This window comes from Pseudomonas sp. RIT623 (assembly GCF_004519305.1).
Classification (GTDB): domain Bacteria; phylum Pseudomonadota; class Gammaproteobacteria; order Pseudomonadales; family Pseudomonadaceae; genus Aquipseudomonas.
In genome coordinates, this window is sequence record NZ_SOZA01000019.1 from 45,971 (window position 1) to 65,574 (window position 19,604).

General features: G+C 64.4%; 15 protein-coding genes, 1 pseudogene and 1 riboswitch. Of the genes and pseudogenes, 3 read left to right on the top strand and 13 right to left on the bottom strand.

Going from position 1 to position 19,604, the window contains the following annotated elements; genetic code table 11:
* Window positions 1-89: 89 nt before the first annotated feature.
* Entirely contained in the window at window positions 90-1,286 is a 1,197-nt protein-coding gene (nhaA, locus tag E3U47_RS14490; protein ID WP_134692171.1) for a Na+/H+ antiporter NhaA, read from the bottom strand.
* Window positions 1,287-1,659: 373 nt separating this feature from the next.
* Window positions 1,660-1,741, top strand: a riboswitch (Fluoride riboswitch).
* A 74-nt stretch (window positions 1,742-1,815) separates the two neighbouring features.
* On the opposite strand from nhaA, the gene crcB reads away from it, so the two are divergent.
* Entirely contained in the window at window positions 1,816-2,193 is a 378-nt protein-coding gene (crcB, locus tag E3U47_RS14495; RefSeq protein ID WP_134692173.1) for a fluoride efflux transporter CrcB, read from the top strand.
* A gap of 39 nt (window positions 2,194-2,232) precedes the next feature.
* Here the strand turns inward: crcB and E3U47_RS14500 are convergent, their stop codons facing one another.
* The 7 genes from E3U47_RS14500 to E3U47_RS14530 all read right to left on the bottom strand — a co-directional run bounded on the left by E3U47_RS14500 (window position 2,233) and on the right by E3U47_RS14530 (window position 14,440).
* Complete coding sequence (locus E3U47_RS14500; RefSeq protein WP_134692175.1) at window positions 2,233-4,794, bottom strand: fimbria/pilus outer membrane usher protein; 2,562 nt, start codon at window positions 4,792-4,794, stop codon at window positions 2,233-2,235.
* Between the two features lie 86 nt (window positions 4,795-4,880).
* The gene (locus tag E3U47_RS14505) at window positions 4,881-5,633 is read right to left on the bottom strand and encodes a molecular chaperone (RefSeq protein ID WP_134692177.1); all 753 of its coding nucleotides are present in this window, start codon (window positions 5,631-5,633) and stop codon (window positions 4,881-4,883) included.
* A 71-nt stretch (window positions 5,634-5,704) separates the two neighbouring features.
* Complete coding sequence (locus tag E3U47_RS14510; RefSeq protein WP_134692179.1) at window positions 5,705-6,304, bottom strand: fimbrial protein; 600 nt, start codon at window positions 6,302-6,304, stop codon at window positions 5,705-5,707.
* Between the two features lie 114 nt (window positions 6,305-6,418).
* Complete coding sequence (locus E3U47_RS14515; RefSeq protein WP_134692181.1) at window positions 6,419-7,066, bottom strand: response regulator; 648 nt, start codon at window positions 7,064-7,066, stop codon at window positions 6,419-6,421.
* Window positions 7,067-7,135: 69 nt separating this feature from the next.
* Window positions 7,136-10,342 carry a hybrid sensor histidine kinase/response regulator gene (locus tag E3U47_RS14520; protein WP_134692183.1) on the bottom strand — a complete coding sequence of 1,069 codons (3,207 nt, stop codon included), beginning with the start codon at window positions 10,340-10,342 and terminating at the stop codon, window positions 7,136-7,138.
* Between the two features lie 89 nt (window positions 10,343-10,431).
* A complete protein-coding gene (locus E3U47_RS14525) occupies window positions 10,432-11,625 on the bottom strand; it encodes an EAL domain-containing protein (RefSeq protein ID WP_134692185.1) in 1,194 nt (397 codons plus the stop codon).
* The gene (locus E3U47_RS14530) at window positions 11,612-14,440 is read right to left on the bottom strand and encodes an ATP-binding protein (RefSeq protein ID WP_134692187.1); all 2,829 of its coding nucleotides are present in this window, start codon (window positions 14,438-14,440) and stop codon (window positions 11,612-11,614) included. The genes E3U47_RS14525 and E3U47_RS14530 overlap by 14 nt, the downstream gene beginning before the upstream one ends.
* A gap of 184 nt (window positions 14,441-14,624) precedes the next feature.
* Here E3U47_RS14530 and E3U47_RS14535 point away from each other — a divergent pair, with 184 nt between their 5' ends.
* Window positions 14,625-14,960: a hypothetical protein gene (locus E3U47_RS14535; protein WP_134692189.1), complete on the top strand. Its 336-nt coding sequence runs from the start codon at window positions 14,625-14,627 to the stop codon at window positions 14,958-14,960.
* Between the two features lie 3 nt (window positions 14,961-14,963).
* Here the strand turns inward: E3U47_RS14535 and E3U47_RS14540 are convergent, their stop codons facing one another.
* The 5 genes and pseudogenes from E3U47_RS14540 to E3U47_RS25230 all read right to left on the bottom strand — a co-directional run.
* On the bottom strand, window positions 14,964-15,827 hold the full coding sequence (locus E3U47_RS14540) for a GGDEF domain-containing protein (protein WP_134692191.1): 864 nt from the start codon (window positions 15,825-15,827) through the stop codon (window positions 14,964-14,966).
* Between the two features lie 194 nt (window positions 15,828-16,021).
* Window positions 16,022-16,162 (bottom strand): DUF2986 domain-containing protein, encoded by a 141-nt coding sequence (locus tag E3U47_RS14545; RefSeq protein WP_134692193.1) that lies wholly within the window; start codon window positions 16,160-16,162, stop codon window positions 16,022-16,024.
* A 48-nt stretch (window positions 16,163-16,210) separates the two neighbouring features.
* On the bottom strand, window positions 16,211-16,582 hold the full coding sequence (locus E3U47_RS14550; RefSeq protein WP_134692195.1) for a hypothetical protein: 372 nt from the start codon (window positions 16,580-16,582) through the stop codon (window positions 16,211-16,213).
* A gap of 207 nt (window positions 16,583-16,789) precedes the next feature.
* Window positions 16,790-17,146: a DUF4440 domain-containing protein gene (locus tag E3U47_RS25225; RefSeq protein ID WP_256660283.1), complete on the bottom strand. Its 357-nt coding sequence runs from the start codon at window positions 17,144-17,146 to the stop codon at window positions 16,790-16,792.
* Between the two features lie 12 nt (window positions 17,147-17,158).
* Window positions 17,159-17,692, bottom strand: a pseudogene (locus tag E3U47_RS25230) (GNAT family N-acetyltransferase); the annotation flags it as partial.
* 230 nt (window positions 17,693-17,922) lie between these two features.
* Here E3U47_RS25230 and E3U47_RS14560 point away from each other — a divergent pair.
* Window positions 17,923-19,596: a colicin-like pore-forming protein gene (locus E3U47_RS14560; protein ID WP_134692199.1), complete on the top strand. Its 1,674-nt coding sequence runs from the start codon at window positions 17,923-17,925 to the stop codon at window positions 19,594-19,596.
* The last annotated feature ends 8 nt before the right edge of the window (window positions 19,597-19,604 follow it).

Genomic DNA, 19,604 nt, shown 5'->3' on the forward strand with positions numbered 1-19,604 from the left:
AGCATTGCGAGGTTGCTTGCAATGCAGCATCAGCGCGTATCAAGGTGTCTCGTACAACAAGGGCCGCACTGCGGCCCTCAGGGTGGGTGTCAGTCTGCCTGCTTGGGTGCGAAGCGCAGGATGCAGCAGGCGATCACCGCCGACAGCAACGAGCCTAGCAGGATGCCGATCTTGGCGGCGTCGACCTTGTCGGCCTGGCCGGGGAAGGCCAGCTCGCCAATGAACAGGCTCATGGTGAAGCCGATGCCGCACAGCATCGCCACGCCATAGATCTGCAGCCAGCTGGCGCCGCGTGGCTTGCTGGCCAGGCCGCTTTTCACCGCCAGCAGCACGCCGGCGAACACGCCAAGCTGTTTGCCCAGCAGCAGGCCCAGGGCGATGGCCAGGGGCAGCGGGGCGAAGATGTCAACCCAGCCCAGGTCGCCGAACGAAACCCCGGCGTTGGCAAAGCCGAAGGCCGGTACGATCAGCAAGCCCACCCAGGGGGCCAGGCCGTGTTCCAGCTTGAGCAGCGGGCTGGCCTCGCGGGCCTTTTCAGTGCCGGTGCTGTAGGGAATCAGCAGCGCGCCGACCACGCCGGCGATGGTGGCGTGCACGCCCGACAGCAGGGTCACGTACCACAGCGCGGCGATGCCCAGCAGGTAGGGCCACAGCGCGACCACGCGCAGGCGATTGAAGGCCAGCAGCACGGCGATGATAGCGGCGGCGCCAGCCAGCGCCAGCAGGTCGATCGACGAGGTGTAGAACACCGCGATGATCGCCACCGCGCCCATGTCGTCGATGATCGCCACCGAGACCAGCATCACTTTCAGTGACAGTGGCGCATGGCGCCCGAGCAGCGCCAGGGCGCCGACGGCGAAGGCGATATCGGTGGCGGCGGGGATCGCCCAGCCGCCGGCCAGGCCGGGCTCGCCGCGGGACACGGCCAGGTAGATCAGCGCGGGAACCGCCATGCCCATCAGCGCCGGCAAGGCCGGCAGGCGGCGTTGCTCCCAGCTGGCCAGGCGGCCGTCGACCAGCTCGCGCTTGATCTCCAGGCCCACCAGCAGGAAGAAGATCGCCATCAGGCCATCGTTGATCCACATGTGCACGGTCATCGGGCCGAGCTTGTCGGTCAGGGTCGGGCCCACGGGCAGGTGCAGCAGATGCAGGTAGGCATCGGCCCAGGGGCTGTTGGCGATGACGATGGCCAGGGCGGCGGTGAACATCAGCAAGACGCCGCCGGCCGCTTCGGTGGCCAGCAACTCGCGCAGCATCGAGCGCTTGTGGGGAAGGGGGGCATGCATGGTGCGGTCCTCGTTCATGACGTCGCCCTCGCGAAGGCAGCGGCGCGGCGGGCAACAGGCACGGCGAGACGATGGCGCCGATTGCGACGGGCCACTGCGGCGATGAGCGAGAAGAAGGATGGGTAAAGCGGCGCGGCAAGCCATACCGTGAACACACGGGACGGAAAGCGCCATGGGGATAGCAGGCATGCGTGCAACATGGTCGAATCTCACGGAAAACAAATGAATGTTCTCCGTATTCGGGAAGGGCTCCCGGGCGCACGCAGCACACGCCAGGCGCACATTCTAGCGATGCGGATGGGTGTTTGCCTCGGTTATTTGCGTCCAAATGTTGCCGGGTGCGCTTGTCAGCCTACCGGGGCTTGCGTAGCATCGACGGCCAGGAGATGGCATTCCTCCTTGAACCGCCTTCGGCTTTTCCTATAGAGCCTAGTGCTGATGATGCCTGCGCCAACCCCCAGTGGAGGGGTGCGCAGGCGCTTGCCTGCCTCTCCATGGGGGTCTTTCCGACCTTTGATGGAGCTTGTCGATGTACCTGTCCTTATTTTCCGTTGTCGTCGGTGGTAGTGCCGGTTGCGTGCTGCGCTGGTGGTTGGGCCTGCGCCTGAATTCGCTGTTTGCCGGCATGCCCATGGGCACCTTGCTGGTCAACCTGGTTGGTGGCTTGATCATCGGTGCGGCGATGGCGTTGTTCCTGCGCTTTCCCAACCTCGACCCGGCCTGGCGCCTGCTGATCACCACCGGTTTCTGCGGCGGCCTGACCACGTTCTCGACCTTTTCCGCCGAGGTGCTATCGATGCTCATGCATGGCCGCGCCGGCTGGGCGATGGTCACGGTGCTGGCGCATGTGCTGGGTTCGCTGTTGATGACCTTCGCCGGGTTTGCCTTGGCGCGCTGGCTTGCTTGAAGGTGGCGTTGCGCGCGTGCACAGCCGCACACCCGGTAATCACGGCCGGCACATCAAGCGCTGGCGCTCGTAGTTCACCGCCTTGTCCCGCTCCGGCAACTGGTAAGGCGCCGTGCATTGCCGCTCGCCCCATTTCAGGCTCAGCTCGCCCTGGTCCTGCTCCAGCAGCACCAAGGCCTTGCCGCTTGGATCGGCAATCGCCAGTTGGCGGCCTTCGGCATCCTCCACCGAGGCGCCAAACGGCAGCGCTTGGCCATTGCCATCGAACAGCTCGAACTGCACGCGGCGCCCGCTCTTGCCGGTATAGCGGGCCAGCACCACGGCGCCGCGGCGCGGCACCAGCTGCTGGGTGGCGTTGTCTATCTCGATGTCGCCGCCCAAGTCGCGAGTGTCCAGGCTGATCCAGTTGACCCGGTACGGCTGGGTGTTGGGGATCACCGCATAGCCGTTGCGTCCGGTTTCCACACCGCTGTAGCTGCTGATCTTCGCGCCCTTCACCCCAGGCACCTGGGCCAGGGCGAAGGTCTCGCTGACGGTCTGGCCGAGGTTGATGCCGCCACGGTGGGCCACCACCGCGCCGGCCAGGTTGAGGTTTTGCGAGTCGTAGCCACGGCCCTGGCTGTAGCCCAGGCTGATGTCGGCCACCGAGGTGCGGGTGTTCAGGTTGGCCGAGGCCGAGTTGCCGCTGGTGCGGCTGTGGCCGCCCTGGATCGAATAGAAGGTGTCGCTGGTTTCCGACAGGTAGCCGTTGACGCCCGCCTGGGTGGTGGCGTTGCCTTTCTGCGTGCTGGTGGTGACGAATGCGCGCGGCGCCCGCACGCGGCTGCCCAGCGGGAACGACACCGAGAGGTTGAACTGGGTGTCGTCGCTGGTGGGGCCGGCGTTGTCCAGGTCCTTGGTGTGGCTGACATCGAGGTTGTAGGTGACCTCGCCCCAGTTGTTGCTGTAGCCGGCCGACAGGCTCTGCGAGCCGCCACGGTTCCAGTAGCGCTGGTCGATGGCGGTCAGGTACAGGCTGCCGAACTCGCGGTTGCGCCCCAGGCTCTGGCTGATGGTCAGGTCGGTGCGGGTCTTGGAGTTGCCACTGCGCCTGCGTACGTCGCTGCTGAGGTCCTCGATGTGGTTGGTGAGGCTGCGAAAGCCCTCGGTGGAGTAGCGGTAGGCTGCCAGGGTGAAGTTGGTGTCGGTACCGGTGAAGGTCTTCGCGTACAGCGCCCGCAGGCTATTGCCCTGGGTGGTCTGGCCCTGGGCCTTGCTCGAGGAATGGGTGACGTCGAGGGAAAACGCGCCCAACAGAGTGTTCAGCCCGCTGCCCACGGCCAACGCCTTGTAGTCGTCGGTGGCTTGCAGGCCGAGCACGCCGGTCAGGGTGTTGGACAGGCCGTAGGCCAGCGTGCCGCTGAGCATCTGCGGCGTGGCCAGGCCCTCGCTGTTGCTGTTGTAGCGCCCGGCGGACAGGCTGTACTTGACCTGGCCGTCGCGCACCATCAGCGGCAGGCTGGAGAACGCCTGCACGCTGACCCGGCGGCGGCCATCGGCCTCGATGATGGTGATCTCGAGGTCGCCGTTGGAGCCGCTGGGGTAGATGTCGCTGATCTCGAACGGTCCGGGCGGTACGCTGGTGGTGTACAGCACGTAGTTGTTCTGGCGGATTTCCACGGTCGCGCTGGTCTGGGCCACGCCACGCACCACGGGGGCATAGCCGCGTTCGCTGTCGGCGCGCATACCTTCGTCCGAAGCCAGTTTCAGGCCACGGTAGCGCACGCTGTCGAACAGGTCGGCGTCGCTGAAGATCTCGCCGGCGCTGAACTGGCCCTTGAGCGCGGTAACGTCGTGTTGCAGGTAGCTGCGGTTGCTCTTGAAGGTATCCGGCCGGCCGGTGCCGCTGCTGAAGTTGGACTCGTTGCGCAGCCGCCAGCCGCCCAGGTTTAGGCCATTGCGCAGGCTCAGGTTGTTGGCGGTGCGGGTCTGGTCGTCGCTGGTGCTGCGGCTGGTGTTGAACTGATAGTTGACGAACGCTGCGGATACACCCTCATCCCACAGTTGTGGGTCGACGTAGCCGCGCAGTCCGCGCTTCATGGCCAACTGCGGAATGCTCGCGGCCAGGCGCAGGCGGTTCGAATCGTAGCTCAGGCTGGCCTGGGCGATCAGCGTGGGCAGGTCGTGGCAGGCCTGCGCTGTGTCCAGGCGTTCCTGGGCCCTGAGCTTGTCCATGTCGATGCCCAACTGCTCGAGCAGCTCCAGGGTCAGGCAGGGCTCCACCCGCCCGGTCTGGTCGTTGCGCTTGAAGTCGATGTCACGTCGGCCCACCAGCACCTCGTTGCTGTACAGGTCGACCCGGTAGTTGCCCGGCAGCACACTGTTGGCCGACAGCAGCAACTGCAGGTCGACCGTCGATTGCGCGCCCTGCAGGAAGGTGGTGTTGAAACCCAGCAGTTGCGTGTCGGGGGCGGGGTCGGCGGCGGCCAGGCCGGGCAGGGCGGCGCCGATCACCAGCGACAGGGCGTTGCGTTGCCAGGTCGGGCGGGGCGTGCCGCGCTTGGACGCGCGCGCGCCTGCATCGGCCCCGCGGACGGGGCGGGCTGCGATGGACAGAGACATACGAGGAACCTATTTCATGTCCCGGCACGGGCTAGGCACGGCAAGGCCGCACGCAAACCGGCGCGCGAGGTAGGGCGCGACGGTTTTCAGAAGGCGATGGTGGGTTCTGCGGGCTTGGCGTTGGCCGGTTGGGCGTTGTCCAGACGCGCCGAATATTTATGTTGGGCGCCATAGTCGTTGATGTTCTTGAAGGTCAGGGTCAGCGAACTTTGGGTCGGTGAAAGCACGCTGCCCAGGGTTTTTTGAGCACCGGGCGCAATCATGGTCGAGTCGGCGGTGAAGACGGTTTGTTTACCCAGCTTCAGTTCGATATCGGCCATGGACACGTGATACAAACTAGGGTTTTTCACGGTCAATTGCGCTTTACCCGCGTGCGCGGTTAGTTGCCAGACCAGTTGTTCCGGTGCCAACAAGGCATTACCGGGCAAGTTGGCCGGGCGGAAGAAAATCTTGATGCGTTGGCGCACCGCCAACTGCAAGGTATTGGCTTGGCCACTGGCTTGTGGAATTTCCTGGACATTCAGCCAGACCACCGATTCGCGATCGCTCGGCAGGCCTTGGCCTTCATACAGAATGCGCAGCAGTTGCTCTTGCTTGGGCAATACCCTGGCCAGCGGCGGGGTAATGGCGAACGGCACTTGCGCCAGTTCGCTGTCGCCACCATCCACCCAGGATTGCACCAGGACTTCCTGGTTGCCATTGCGCACGGTGACGTTGGCTTCCTTGTGCGCGCCGTCGAACACGACGCGGGTGGCGCTGAGGGAAATACTGGCGGTTGCCTGGGCGGCGGCGAGCATGCCCAGCAAGCCGAGCACGGGATACACGGAACGACGCAACATGGTCGGGCACCTTGCGGGATGAACAAGTGGCGAGGCTTTGCAGCCTCGCGCATGGGGCACCTGCGGGGCGATTACTCGTACTGCAGGATGAACGGCAGGGTGGCGTCACCACGACCGGCGGTGGCGGTGCCGGCAGCGCCGGTGGTCACGTAGGCGGCGGAGAAGCTCAGGGTGGCGTCGCCGCCCTCGGCACCGGTGCCGTGCACGTCGCTCTGGATCTTGGCGGTGGCCGCCGAGCTCAGGTCGATCAGGTTGCCGGCAGGGTCGAGCAGGGCGATACCGACGTTGGCGGCGGTGCCGGTGCCTTTGGTCAGGGCCAGGACTTTCTTGCCGGTTACCAGGCCCGAGCCGCCGCTGTTGGCGTCGAAGACCATGGATACCTTGGTGCCCACGTTGCAGTTGACGTTGAGGTTGAAGTCCTTGCCGGTGACGCGGCCCGATGCCGGGTTCTCGGCGGTGCCCATGTCCTTGATCGAGACAGTGCCCATGTCCACGGCGATGACGCGGTCGGCATTGGCGCCGTCGACCGAGCAGGCGTCATTGTTGATCACGCCGGTGAAGGCGATCTTGCCGCTGCCGCCTTTGATCGGGCCGCTAGGTTCGGCGGCGAAGGCGCCGGCGGAAGCGGCGATCAGCGACAGGGTCAATGCGGCCAGGGAGAACTTTTTCATTTTGATGTCCACGCGATTATTGGTAAGTGCTGCATGTGAATGCACGCTTACGATAAGTCGCGTGGAGGGAGTGGCACATCAGACGAATCTGAATGGTAGCTTGGTGCCATTATTTCAATTAAAAATATGGCCGGCCAGGCAGTAGGCCAAGAGTTCCTGATCACTGTTTACATCAAGTTTGCGCATGGCCGAAACTTTCTGCGCGCTGATGGTCTTGGTACTGCGGTTTTGGCTGCGGGCAATTTCACTGACACTTTGTCCGGAAACGAACAGGCGCAATATTTCAAACTCCTTGGGCGACAGGCTCTCTACCCGTTGATCGAGCGCGGTGGTGCAGGCGACGACCGAGTTGCGCGCCGGGGCTTGCGAGCGGTAGGGATTGTTGCGGGCGACGGCATTGAGGGCTTTTTCGATTTCGCCGTGCAACTGGCTCTTCTGGATGACGCCGTCCACCCCCAGTTCATGCAGCCGCGTGAGGATCAGCGGGTTGGAAATCATGGTCAGGACCAGGATACGTACCGTCGGGTAGTTGCGCTTGAGGTAGTCGATCAGTTTCAGGCCGTCGCCATAGGGCGAGTCGGCCGGCATGTTGTAGTCGGAGATGACCACGTCTACCGGTTGCGCTTCGAGCAGATCGATCAGCCCTTGCGAGCAGACCGCTTCGCCGACCACGCCAAAGCGCGCGTCACGCTCGACCAGTTCGCGCACGCCGAGCAGCACGATCGGATGATCGTCGGCGATGATGACCTTGAGTTTTTCCATAAAAGACGACCCGTTAGCCGGTGCGGATGGGAGGGGGAATTCCATTGGGGTTCAGCGTATGGGGAGATTCTATTGGAGTGTGGCCAGGGTTGCCGCCAGCCTGGCCAACACCTCTTCCACGCGCCCGGCCAGGGACGCATCGAGCGGTGCGCCGAGCAGGGCATTTTCCAATGCGCAGCATTGCTCGGCCAGGGCCCGGGCCTGCACGGCGCCCAGGGCGCCGGCGATGCTGTGCAGGCGCTGGCCCAGGCGCTGGTTATCGCGTTGCGCCAGGGCCTGGCGCAGGTGATCCATGTCCTCCTGCAGGGTGCTGACGAACAGCGCGCGCATGGCCGGCGACAGTTGCACGGTGTCGGCTGGCACCGCGACCAGGGTGTCAGGTGCATCGCGGCTGGGGCCTTCGACCAGGCTTGGTCGGCACAAGCGCACCAGGTGGCTGCGCAAGGTTTGCAGGCTCAAGGGCTTGACCATCCAGGCATTCATGCCCACTTCGAGGCAGCGTTGGCCCTCCTCGCGCAGTGCGTTGGCGGTGACGCCGATGATCGGCAACTGGGCATCGTGCTGGCGTAGCGTCCTGGCCAGTTCATAGCCGTTCAGCAGCGGCATGTTCACATCGGTCAGCACCGCGTCGAACAGGCCGGGCTGCCAGCGCTGCAGGGCTTGCTCGCCATTGGCCGCGAGCACCGTGGTGCAGCCCAGCGCTTCGAGCTGCTCTTGGAGGATCGCCTGGTTGATCGGGTTGTCCTCGGCCACGAGGATATGCAAACGCAGGGCGGCACGCTGTTGTCGTACCGCCTGCTGGTCATCTGCCACGCCGCCCTGGCGGACCCGGGCAATGGCCCGGGCGATGGCGCGTACATCGTGCATGTCCACTCGCCAGCGCCCCTCGACCCAGGCTGCGGGCACGGGGCCGTCGCTGCTGGCGCAGATGCGCGTGCCTTGCCAGGGTTCGGCGTCCGGGCAATCGAGCAGGTCCACCCGCAGGGCCTGGGCATTGTCTTGCTCCTGCGCCGGGATCGTCAGGGTCGCGGCGATGCCCAGGCGCTGCAGCCAGTCGACGCAATGCTGGGCCAGCTCCGGTATCGGTGCGCGGACATACACCGGGCTCGGCTCGGGCGCCAGTTGCGGACAGTCGCCCAGTGCGCCTTCAGCCAGCGGCAAGCTGACCTTGAGTGAAAAGCTGCTGCCCAACCCTGGCTCGCTGACCACCTTGATCTGCCCGCCCATCATCTGCGCCAGCCAGTTGCAAATCGGCAGGCCCAGGCCCGCGCCGCCCTCGCTGGTGGCATCCATGACCTGGTAGAACAGCTCGAAGAGCCGAGCTTGTTGCAGCTCGGAGATCCCGATGCCGCTGTCGGTCACCTGCCATTCCAGGCTGACCTGGGTGGCGTCGATCGTCAGCACGCGGGTGCGCAGCACCACCCGGCCAGTGTCGGTGAACTTGATGGCGTTGCTCAGCAGGTTGTTGAGGATCTGCCGGATGCGTATCGGGTCGCCGACCACATGCGCCGGCAGCTGTGCATCGGTGCAGGCATACAGCAGCAAGCCCTTGCGCTCGGCAAAGGCGCGATAGGTGCGCAGGGTGTCCTCTAGCATGTCCAGCGGGCAGAATGCCACGGGCTCCAGGGCCATTTGCCCGGACTCGATCTTGGACACGTCGAGCACATCGCTGATCAGCTGGAACAGGGTCGCCGAGGAACGCTGGATGGTGTGCAGGTAGCCCTGCTGGCGACTATCCAGCGGGGTCAGGCCGAGCAGTTCGAGGGTACCCAGCACGCCGTACAGCGGGGTACGGATTTCATGGCTCATGGTCGCCAGGAACAGGGTCTTGGCCTGGTTGGCGGCGTCGGCGGCGCGGCGTGCGTCTTCCAGTGCCTGGGCGTCCTCGACATGGCGGGTGACATCGCTCAAGGCGAGCAGCTTGACATCCTCGCCGTGATAACGGGTCGAGACGAAACCGACCTTGAGGTGGCGCCCGTCGATCTGCACGTGATGCTCGCCGCTGCGGCTGTTGTTCAACTGCGGCGCAAGCGTCTTGATCAGCTCGCCGCTCCCGTGCCACTGCTGGGCACATTGGTTCTCCAGGAGCACGGCATGGTCGGCGTCACGTACCACGCACAGCCCGGTTGGGGCGGTATCGATGACCACCCGGCTGAAGGCCTCGCTCTCGGCGATGGTTTCGTGGGCCGCGCGGGCCGGCAAGATGACCCGCTGCTGGTACCAGCGGATGGCCACCCGGCCCAGGCCGAAGATCACCAGGAAGGTGACGGCGAGGCTGGCCAGCGACCAGAACGCATAGCGGAAGAAGTGCTGGTAGGTCACGGTGTAGACCGCGCTCCAACCGCCGTTGGCCTGTTCGTGCAGACGGAACACCAGGCCGTTGGCCTTGAAGTTCAGGCCCTCTTGCAAGTCGGCCAGCGGCACGGGGTCGCCGATCAGGACGCTGCCGGAGGGGGCGACCAGGGTGAAACGGTCATACACGGTCCAGGCCATGATGCGTTCGAAATCGTTGATCTGAGCCAGATCGACCAACGACGCCACCTGGAATCGTCCAGCGCTGGCCCGCGCCGGGTCCTGGATAATACTGGCGAACGCCAGTACCCGTGCCGGTGAGGCCTGATCGGGATGGGCGACGTAGCTGCGCCAAAGGACCGCGTCCTCCTGCGCCCAGGCGGCTTCTGTAGGCAGGCGCGCGGCCACCTGGCCGATTACTGTCATGAAGGGTTCGTTGCCACTGACCGTCTGGCCACGACCACGGCCGGCGGCGGGCACGGCGATATCGTAGTGCATCCCTGGCGAGAACAGGATCACCTGGGGCGAGCGGTAGTGGGCGGCCGACCAGAAGCTGCTGTAGAAGGCGGCGAGGTTCGCGCCCTGGCTGAAGATGCGCGGCATTTGGCTGCTCTCGACGCGCTCGCGGTCGAGTTTGACGCTGAATGGCAGGGTGAACGAGAACGCCTGGCCTTCGAAGATTTCCGGGCCTTCCGCGACCATGGGTGTCAGTGATGCATCCAGGGGGCGGTGCCGCTCAAGCAGTTCGCCTTCGACGCTTTGCCGCACCAATGCCTTCAAGAAGTACTCCTGCTCGCGGATGTTCTCCATCAGGCGGGCAAAGTGAATGTTCACCGTGTCATTGTGCTCGTCGATCAGGCGCTGGATCGACCAGACGCTGAAAGCCAGCAGCAGCACGGCCAGCCCCAGCAGCGCGGTCATGCCTTTGTTCAGGCGCAGAGAGCTGCGGGCAAGGTTTTCCAGCAGGGCGTTGTACTGTTTCATTGGGGGCAGCGGAATCCGGAAGGCCTGGGAGGCGTCGATATCAAATGGATATTACCTCCGAAGTTCGGCCTTCACAGGGGTAATGCAAATTAATAGGCCGCGGGCGGGCCATCGTTGTGCAGCAGGTGCTGGAACTGATCGACCGACACGGCGTGGGAGATCAGAAACCCTTGTACCTGGTTGCAGTCGACCTTGCGCAGCATTTCCAGCTCCTGGGGCGTCTCGACCCCTTCGGCGACCACGGTGAGGCCAAGCTTGCGGCCCAGGGCGACGATACTGGCCAGGGCCGAGGCCAGGCTTTCGCTCTCATCGCAGCGTTGCACCAACGCGCGGTCGATCTTGAGCTCGGTGAAAGGCGTCGAGACCAGGCTCATATAAGAGCTGTAGCCCTTGCCGAAGTCATCCTGGGACAGGCCGAAACCTTTCATCCGCAAGCGACAGGCGCCGGCGTAGAAGTTGCTCAGGTCTTCGGGGATCGAGCACTCCATCAGCTCGAAGCACAGCTTGGCGGGCACCCCCTGGTGGTGCAGGACGAAGGCCAGCAAACGGTCGGCCAGGTCATGGCTGTTGAGCAGGTGGGTCGGCAGGTTGATCGACACCGGGATGTCATAGCCCTGCTCGCGCCAACGCGCCTGGGCGTCCATGGCCTGCTTGAGCATTGCCCACAACAGGCGCTCTTCCAGACCGAAGGCGTTGAGGGTCGGCAGGAAGGTGCCCGGCAACAGCACGCCTTGTTCCGGATGCATCCAGCGCACCAAGGCCTCGGCGGCGACGATGCGGCCGTTGCGCAAGGACTTCTTGGGTTGGAACCAGGCCTGGAAGGCGCGGTTGTTCAGGGCGTCGACCAGGGCCTGGCGGTCAAACTCAAGGGCGGCCGGGGTGCTTTGCGTGGTGGCCTGGCGGCGCAACTGCAACTGGTCGATCAGACTGCGCAGGGCCGCGGGCTCGACCGGCTTGGAAATCAGCCCGAGCACATCCACGCCCAGGTTCTTGGCCACCAGGCTGGCGGCCATTAGCATGCGCCGCGAGGCGGCGCTCATGATCGCCAGGCCCGGCTTGTGACGCAGGCTGGTGAGGTGCTGGATGAACTGCACGCCATCCATGCCCGGCATCAGCAGGTCGGTCAGGACCAGGTCGAAGTCGCGCAGGCGCAAGCGTTCCAGGGCTTCCTGGCCATCCCGCGCGGCTTCCAGATGAAAGCTGCCCAGTTCACTGAACAGGTGTTGCAGGTACATGTGCTGGAACGGGTGGTCTTCGACGATGAGGATGTTAAAGGGCTTCAAGACGGCTACCTCGATACGGGGCCAGGCAGTTGAACAGGGCTTGCAGGTTGAAAGGTTTGATCAGGCAGCGGTCCATGCCGGCGGCCAGGCACAGCTCTTCCTCGCCGCGCAGGGCATTGGCGGTGGCGCCGATGATGGGCAGGGCGCAGCCTTGCTGGCGCAGGGCGCGGGCCAGGGCGTAGCCGTTCATGCCGGGCATGTTGATGTCGCTGAGCACCAGGTCGAAGCGCTCGTGCTGCCAGGCATGCAGGGCCTGCTCGCCATCGCCGGCCAGGGTCACGCTGCAGCCGAGTTCCTTGAGCTGGTCGCGCAGGATCAACTGGTTGATGACGTTGTCCTCGGCGACCAGCACGTGCAGCCCGAGCGGCTCCGGTGTGTCGACGTGCATCAGGGTTTCGCCGCGTGCGCGGTGCAGGCCCTGGGCCTGGCTGACCGCGTGATGCAGTGCGCCGAGGTCGGTGAGGTTCACCTGCCATTGGCGCGTGTCTTCGCGAGCCTCCCAGCTGCCGAAGGCACTGGCCATGATGCGTGGGCCAAGCCATTCGGCCACCAGTGGCTGTTCGAGGCTGCCCGGGTGCAGTTCGAGCAACAGTTCGCAGGTTGCCGGGCCAGCGCTGGGCGGCATGCCCACCTGGGCCCGTGCGCCCCAGCGGCACAGCCAGCCGACGAAGGTCTCGGCCAGCTCGTGAATGGGCGAGACCACATGGATGCGCTCGGCCAGCAGGTTAAAGGGCGCAAGGGCAGGAGCGCTGGCGGCTGAGGTGACTTCCAGCGGTAGGGTCAGACTGAAGCTGCTGCCCAGGCCCAGCTCGCTGACCAGGCGCAACTGGCCGTTCATCAACTGCGTCAGGCGCTGGCAGATGGCCAGGCCCAGGCCGGTGCCGGACACCAGCTGGGTATGGCCTTCGCTTTGGTAGAAGGGGTCGAAGATGTTCGCGTGGTCCTGCTCGGCAATGCCCTTGCCGGTGTCTGCCACCTGCCACAGCACCGAGGAGCGCTCGCCCTCGCGGCTGAGCAACCTGGCGCGCAGCACCACGCGGCCGCAATCGGTGAACTTCACGGCGTTGCTCAGCAGGTTATTGAGGATCTGGCGGATCCGGTTGACGTCGCCGATCAGCCGCTCGGGCAAGTGCGGATCCAGGCAACCATAGAGTTGCAGGCCTTTGTTCCTTGCCGCTGCGCTGTAGCTTTGCACCACCTCCATGGCCAGCTCCGCGACGCTGAACTCGCTGCGCTCGAGGGCCAGTTGGCCGGCTTCGATCTTCGACACGTCGAGCACATCGCAAATCAATTGCAGCAGCGTCGCCGACGAGCCTTCGATGGCTTGCAGGTAATCACGTTGCTGCCCATCGAGGGTCGTGCGGGACAGCAGCTCCAGGGTGCCGAGCACCCCGTGCAGCGGCGTGCGGATCTCGTGGCTCATGGTGGCCAGGAACTGGGTCTTGGCCTCGTTGGCGCTGTCGGCGGCGCGCCGGGCATCCTCCAGCGCCGCCTCGATCTGCTTGCGCGCGCTGATATCGCTGAACACGCAAAGCACCACGTCCTCGCCCTTGTAGCGGGTCGGCGCGCAGCTCAAGTAGAGGTGTCGGCCTTCACGGGTTTCGAAGTCATCGCCGCAGGCGACACAGGGTTCGGCGAACGCCTGTTCGATCCAGGCCGCGCTGCGCGAAACCCGAGCTTCTCCCAGCCACTGCTGGGCCAGGTGATTTTCCAGCACCACCTGGCCGTCGCTGCGACGCAGGACGCACAGCGCCACCGGCGCGGTCTCGATCACGTCGCGATTGAACAGCTCGCTTTCGACCAATGCGCGGATGCGTTGCACCGTCGGGCTGATGAACCGCTGTTCGAAGCGGCGCATCAACAACAGCATCAGGCCGATACTGAGCAGGCAGAACAGCAGGGCGCCGACAATCTGCAGCCAGAGTCCGGAGAGGATGGCGAGCAGGTCGATGGCATACACCAGTTGCCAGTCCGACGACATCAACGGCTTGTTGATGACCAGGTACTCCGGCAGCAGCCCTTGGCCGACGAAACCGAAGAAGTCACTGCCCTGATGGGCGAGCAGCAACTGGCTCAGCCCAGGGTCGGAGCTGTTGCTGAACACCAGCATGCCATCGGCGTTGTACATCATGAACTTGCCTGATGTCGCATCGTCCAGGGTGGGCGAGACTTCGCGGCTGTCGATCTCCAGCCCCAGCCAGCCGGAGTCCGGGTCGCGCTGGTCGAGGCGCTGGAAGATGTACAGGTGTGTGTGCTGCTCGTCCTGGTCGGCCAGCCACAGTTCCTCGACCGTGGCGGGCAGGCGCGCCTGTTCGGCCTGCAAGCGCCGCAGCAGTGTGGCGGAGGGGGTGTGGGCGTGGGCGATGGTGCTGTACAGCCAGCGTGCCTGGCCCTGGGGGCCGGCGCCGACGTACAGCAGGTTGACCTGCTTGGCGCGCAGGTAGTCGCACATGCGTTGGGTCAGCCACAGGCTCCATTGCTTGCCCGGCGTGTCGCCCAGCAGCAAGTGCACTTCCTCGCTGGGCACCTTCGCCATCGGCAGGCTGCCCGGCGTGGTGCGGGCAATGGCCGAGAGGCTCAGGCTTTCCAACAGCGCTTCACGGTTGGTGAAGAAGGTGTGCGCCTCGGCGATCGCGCTGCTCATGTAGCCGCGGCGCTTGGAGATGTCGGTATTGAAGCTGAGCAGCAGGAAGCTGTAGGCGCCGCCGAGGATGCCCGCCGATAGCACCAACGCCAACAACCGAAGCAGGTGGCGCGCCGCTTCAGGGTTGGAGAGCAGTGGGTTGATCTGTTGCAGGTAGGTTTTCAGTCGCATCGGGCGACTTTAGGTGGGGGGATGGCAGGACGATATCAGACGATCCTTAAAGCCATTTGCGCCCAGGAGGCTCAGGTGAGGGGCTTTCGTTGTTCGCTTTGTGATGAGCATCACATCATCCGGCGTGTCTAGTACCGCTTATCGGATAGGCTGGGAGTATAGGGGTTCACCAGGGAGAAAAACGATGGGCATCAAGGCATTTGCAGCGTGTGTAGTGGCTTGCCTGGGGTGGGCGGCGCAAGCGCAGGCAGCCACGGCTATCGGCTCGGGCGTGCTGCAGTTCACCGGCAGCATCGTCGAGTCGTCCTGCCGGGGAGAGGCAGGGGCCATGGGGGTGCGGGTGGCGGACTGCCCTTCGCTGGCGCAGCGCAGCCAGGTCGATGTCCGGCGCGTGGATCGCCAGGCGCAGGAGGTGCAGGCCATTCGGGCTGATGCGCAGGGTGAGCTGTATCGGTTGGTCGATATCAAGGGACAACCGCTGGCCCAGGGTAATTATGTGGTGATTCTGACCGCGCCTTGATGATCAGCCTGTGCCATAGCGGCGTTTCTTTTGCCGGTACATCTGGTCATCAGCATGGCTGAGCAGCGTATCGGCATCGCTACCATCCTCGGGATAACAGGCCACGCCGATGCTGCAGTTGGGCATGGCGATCCCATTGCAATCAGCGCCCAGCGGCTCGGCCATGGTGGCGAGGATCCGCGCCAGCGTCTCGGCCAGCGCACCCGCCGCCGCGGTGTCGGCCAACAGCACGGTAAATTCGTCGCCGCCCATGCGCGCCACGGTGTCGCGCGGCCCCACGCAAGCCTTCAGACGCTCGGCGAGGGTGCACAGCACCCGGTCGCCCGCCGCATGGCCATGCACATCGTTGATGGCCTTGAAATCGTTGACGTCGAGAAACAGCAGCGCCAGTGGCCGCTGCTGGCGCTGCGCCTCAGCTAGCGCCGAGGCCAGCCGGGTATTGAACAGCGCGCGGTTGCACAGCTTGGTCAAGGGGTCGTGATGGGCGAGAAAGCGCAGCTCCTCCTCGGCCTGGGTGAGCGCCGTGATGTTGCGCGCCACGCCGATCCGCGCGCCGAGTTCGTCCGACCAGAAGGCCGCCCAGAGGATATGCACGATGCCGCCATCCTTGCGCAGGTAGCGGTTGCGAAAATCGAAGTGGGCATGGCCGTTCATCACCCGGATGATCGAGGCACGGGTCGCTTCGAGGTCGTCGGGGTGCATGTAGTGGGTGATCGGCGTGCCGATCAGCTCGTCGGCACGGTAGCCAAGCAAGGCCTCGCAGGCATTGCTGACGAACACGATGGTGTTGTCCCGGTCGACCACGAACACGGTGTCCAGCATCAGCTGGATCAACTTGGGATAAAGCGCTTGCAGGTCTAGGGGCATAGGGCAGAAAGTCCGGCGCAGAGGGCGTATTCGCGAACGGCGGCGGGCGTCCTTGCCGGCTGGGTACAGGGCCGCAGGTTGCGATATGCGGCGCGTGGCCAGCATACACAGAGGCAGCCTGGTGGCACTAGGCTCTGTATGAAAAGTCTTGAGGCGAAGGTCAGCAGAGCCTAATGGGGGGGCGAAGTTCAGCTTTAGCCGGACAGGTCGGCTTCGGCGGCCAGGCGCTCGCGCTCGGCCTTGCAGATGTACCTGGGTTTTTTCGGGGCGAGCTTGGCGCTCGCCTTCTTGGCGTGGGCTTTCAACAACTGGTTGATTTTCTTGCGGCGGTTCATGTGCGTCCTCTGCCCACGGTCATGTGGGAGCGGGGATTGTACATGGGCTCAACGGCGATAGTAGCGGTAGTCTTGTTGGTAGCGATGGTGCATGGCCCGCTCGTGGTGGCGCTCCCAGTAGCGCTGGCGCTCTAGCTCGCGACGGTGCTGTTCGCGGCGCCATTGCTCGCGCCGCCACTGTTCGCGACGCCAGTCGTCGCGACGGTCGTGCCAGCGCTCGTCGTGCCGATAGCGGTCGTCGTGGGCAAGCAAGGTAGTGGCGGGCTGTGCGGTCATCTCGGCAAGGTCCGGCCAGGGGCTGGCGGCACGGGTGGTGGCTGCGGGCTCTTGGACGAAGGTAAGCGGTGCTGCCGCTGCCGAGCCCGCTGCCACGAGGGCGAACAAGCCGAAGAACAGCGTGCGCGGGGAAAGGGTAGTCATGAACGGGGGCAGCCTCTGCGGGACAGTGGGTCGATGGACGGATAAATAGACCGCGCCCGTGGAAAAAGTTCGAAGCCTGTCGCCTGGGCACGGGCGCCCCGCCCCATGGCCGTCGTTCTAAGCCGCGTAGGAGCCAACCGTGCTGGCGAAGCAGGCGCCGCAATGGATGGCACCGGCTGTGCCGGTGTTCGCCGGCACAGCCTGCTCTTACGTCGTTACTCGTTCTGCTCTGGTCGGCGTGCCTTGGTGAAAAACCATCTGCCAGCCGTCGTCGCTCCTGCGCCAGATCGAGCTGCGCAGCGTCGGCGTCTGTCCCACGCAGGTATAGGTCACCTGCGCCACCTCGTCGGCCAGCAGGCGCACCTGGCAATCATGCAAGGCGCGGGGGGTGAAGGTTTCATGCAGCAAGGCGTCGATCACCTCCATCTTGCGCCAGACCCGGCCGCTGGCGCCGAACTCCAGGAAGTCGTCAGCCAGCAGCCGTTGCAGTGCTGCCGCATCGCTACGGATCTGCTGGTTCAGCAACGCCTGTTCCAGGCCAACCAAGGTGGCTTCAAGGACCACCCGCTGCTGATGCAGCCAGGTGTCCCGGGTCAGCTCCCAGGTTTCCTGGCGGATCGGACCGCTGACGAAATGGCCGTCCTGGACCCGCAGCAAACGCATGCCTTCACGGGCCGAGATACGCCGAGAGGCGAGGTTGTCGGCGGCCTTGGGCACGCGCATCGTCGGCCGGCCCAGGGTCTGGAACCAGAAACGGTTGACCGCGGCGCAGGCTTCGCTCATGTAGCCCTGGCCTTGCCAGGGTGGCGAGAGCCAGAAGCCGCGATGGTTATCGGGCTGGTCATGTAGCGACACGCAGCCAATGGCCTGGTCGGACTCATCCGCCAGGCGGATCACCCAGTGCCAGGCCTCGCCCCGGGCGATCGCCGGCAGGGCGATATCACGCACGAACTGCAAGGCGCCATCGTCGGGGTAGGGCCAGGGCACATGGCTGTCGAGGTAGCGTACCACCTCCCAATGCGGGAACAGCCGCTGGATGCTCGGGGCGTCATCCAGTTGCAGTGGGGTGAGGACCAGGCGCTCGGTCCTTAGTGTTGGCGTGCTGTCCATGGCGAGCCTGCGGGATTGTTCGGGAGGGGCTTGGGATCTTGCCGAATCGCCACGGGGTTGGCCAGGGCCGGTGAGCAAGCAGGGCTAGCCGCATTAAAAATGCACAAGCGCATTGATTGGATGCATATTTATGCATATAATATGCATGCGCTGGTGTATTTGGTTGCTTGGAATGCCCAGTGTTATGCATCGCGCCAGCGCGCTTTACAGTTTTCGAAGGAGATTCACAGATGGCACAAAATGGACTCACTCCCGTACGCAGCGTTGAGCTTCAACCCCTGGTGATCACCCCAGACCGTCAACAGACCTATGGGCCGGGCGGCGGCGGTGGCTACCTCAACAGCAGTGGTGGTTGGGGCTTGCAGGAAGGACCACATCGAGGCGAAGGCCCGGGTAACCCCCATCGTGAGATTGGTGGGCCCAACGTCATGTCCGAATTCATGAACGAACAGATCTGGAACCAGAAACAGATCGACGCCGATTACACCGCTCGCTTCAAAACCCTCACCCGTGACACCGAGCGTGAGCTGGAGCAGAAGAAAGTGGCTGCCAAGGCCGGCCAGAAGTTGTCGCCGGTGCAGGTGGCAGCCGCAGAACAGAAAGCGGCCGTAGCGATGATTACGGCGAAGCAGGCCCAATACGTCACGATCGTCCCCACGATGTATGGCATGCATGGGCAAAGCCCGTACTTTCTCATGGATGTACTGCCGCGCAAGATGATGTACGAGTTTCTCAACTCTGGGAAAGCCAACCCAGACAGCCTGATGAAGCTCTGGACCTTGTACGACGATGTCTACAAGGCAGCTCTGGAGGCAAAGGCGCTGTCGTTGGCGGTTGCTGTAGTGGCGGGCAAGCTCGCAGGCCTGGCCCAGCAACGTGACCGGCTCGAGGCACAGGCCGTGCCGAGCACTGCGCAACAGGACGAGCGTCTGGCGCTCATCACCCAGGAGCGTGATATCCACTTCCAGCAATTGCCGGAGTTCCTGCAGAACGAAGTGGTGAAGAGCGCAGGCGCGGTGGCGAAGATGTCGACGGCCCAGGCGCTGAATCACTACATGGGGCTCATGCAGCGTCTGGCGGCCTCCAACCTGGCTGCCGTCGGGCCTATCGTGGCACCACCGCCTTTGAGCAGCGGCGGCCTCACCATTACCTTTTCGGCCAACAACCCGAAAATCAAGGCGCCGCTGAGCAAGCCTGAACTGGAAGCGCTGAAGGAGTTGGTCTACCTGCAGAACAACACTTCACTGGGCCTCAAGTGGGTGAGCTATCACGATGCGCTGCTCAAGCAAGAGTCGGCACGCCAACTGAACGAGACGGCAGCGGCCTTTGCTGGCCTGGCCGAGCGGGCGGCCGACGCCGACCAGATCAAGGACGCCATCAAGTTCACCGCGGACTTCTACAAGGAGGTGACCGCCAAGTACGGTGAAAAGGCCTCGGCGGCGGCCAAGGAGCTGGCCGGCAAGGCGCAGGGCAAACGTATTCGCAATGCCCAGCAGGCACTCAAGGCTTTCGACCAGTACAAAGGCATCCTCGACAAGAAGTTCAGTGTCAAGGACCGCCAGGCCATCGCCAATGCGCTGGCGGCCCTGGACAAGGACATGATGGCCAAGGACCTGGCGCGTTTCAGCAAGGCCTTCGGTTCGGTCGGCACCGTCATGGACTATGTCGACCTGGCCACCGAGGCGAAAAAGGCCACGCAGACCGGCAACTGGTCGCCGTTCTTCGTCAAGGCCGAGACCATTCTCGCGGGCAAGGCGGCAACCGCTGCGGTGGCCGTGGTCTTTAGCATGATGACCGGTGCGACGCTGGGCGTGCTGGGCTTCGCCTTGCTGATGGCGGTTGTCAGCGCCTGGGTGACGGATGAGCGAGTGGGCAAGCTCAACGATTTCATCATGGCCCTCTAAACGCTGGG

Excerpts from the sequence above, each read along its gene's own strand:
- crcB (WP_134692173.1), top strand. The coding sequence starts at position 1,816 with ATGTACCTGTCCTTATTTTCCGTTGTCGTCGGTGGTAGTGCCGGTTGC.
- E3U47_RS14515 (WP_134692181.1), bottom strand. The coding sequence starts at position 7,066 with ATGGAAAAACTCAAGGTCATCATCGCCGACGATCATCCGATCGTGCTG.
- E3U47_RS14520 (WP_134692183.1), bottom strand. The coding sequence starts at position 10,342 with ATGAAACAGTACAACGCCCTGCTGGAAAACCTTGCCCGCAGCTCTCTG.
- E3U47_RS14545 (WP_134692193.1), bottom strand. The coding sequence starts at position 16,162 with ATGAACCGCCGCAAGAAAATCAACCAGTTGTTGAAAGCCCACGCCAAG.
- E3U47_RS14540 (WP_134692191.1), bottom strand. The coding sequence starts at position 15,827 with ATGCCCCTAGACCTGCAAGCGCTTTATCCCAAGTTGATCCAGCTGATG.
- E3U47_RS14500 (WP_134692175.1), bottom strand. The coding sequence starts at position 4,794 with ATGTCTCTGTCCATCGCAGCCCGCCCCGTCCGCGGGGCCGATGCAGGC.
- E3U47_RS14560 (WP_134692199.1), top strand. The coding sequence starts at position 17,923 with ATGGCACAAAATGGACTCACTCCCGTACGCAGCGTTGAGCTTCAACCC.
- E3U47_RS14510 (WP_134692179.1), bottom strand. The coding sequence starts at position 6,304 with ATGAAAAAGTTCTCCCTGGCCGCATTGACCCTGTCGCTGATCGCCGCT.
- E3U47_RS14535 (WP_134692189.1), top strand. The coding sequence starts at position 14,625 with ATGGGCATCAAGGCATTTGCAGCGTGTGTAGTGGCTTGCCTGGGGTGG.
- E3U47_RS14550 (WP_134692195.1), bottom strand. The coding sequence starts at position 16,582 with ATGACTACCCTTTCCCCGCGCACGCTGTTCTTCGGCTTGTTCGCCCTC.
- E3U47_RS14505 (WP_134692177.1), bottom strand. The coding sequence starts at position 5,633 with ATGTTGCGTCGTTCCGTGTATCCCGTGCTCGGCTTGCTGGGCATGCTC.
- nhaA (WP_134692171.1), bottom strand. The coding sequence starts at position 1,286 with ATGCATGCCCCCCTTCCCCACAAGCGCTCGATGCTGCGCGAGTTGCTG.
- E3U47_RS14530 (WP_134692187.1), bottom strand. The coding sequence starts at position 14,440 with ATGCGACTGAAAACCTACCTGCAACAGATCAACCCACTGCTCTCCAAC.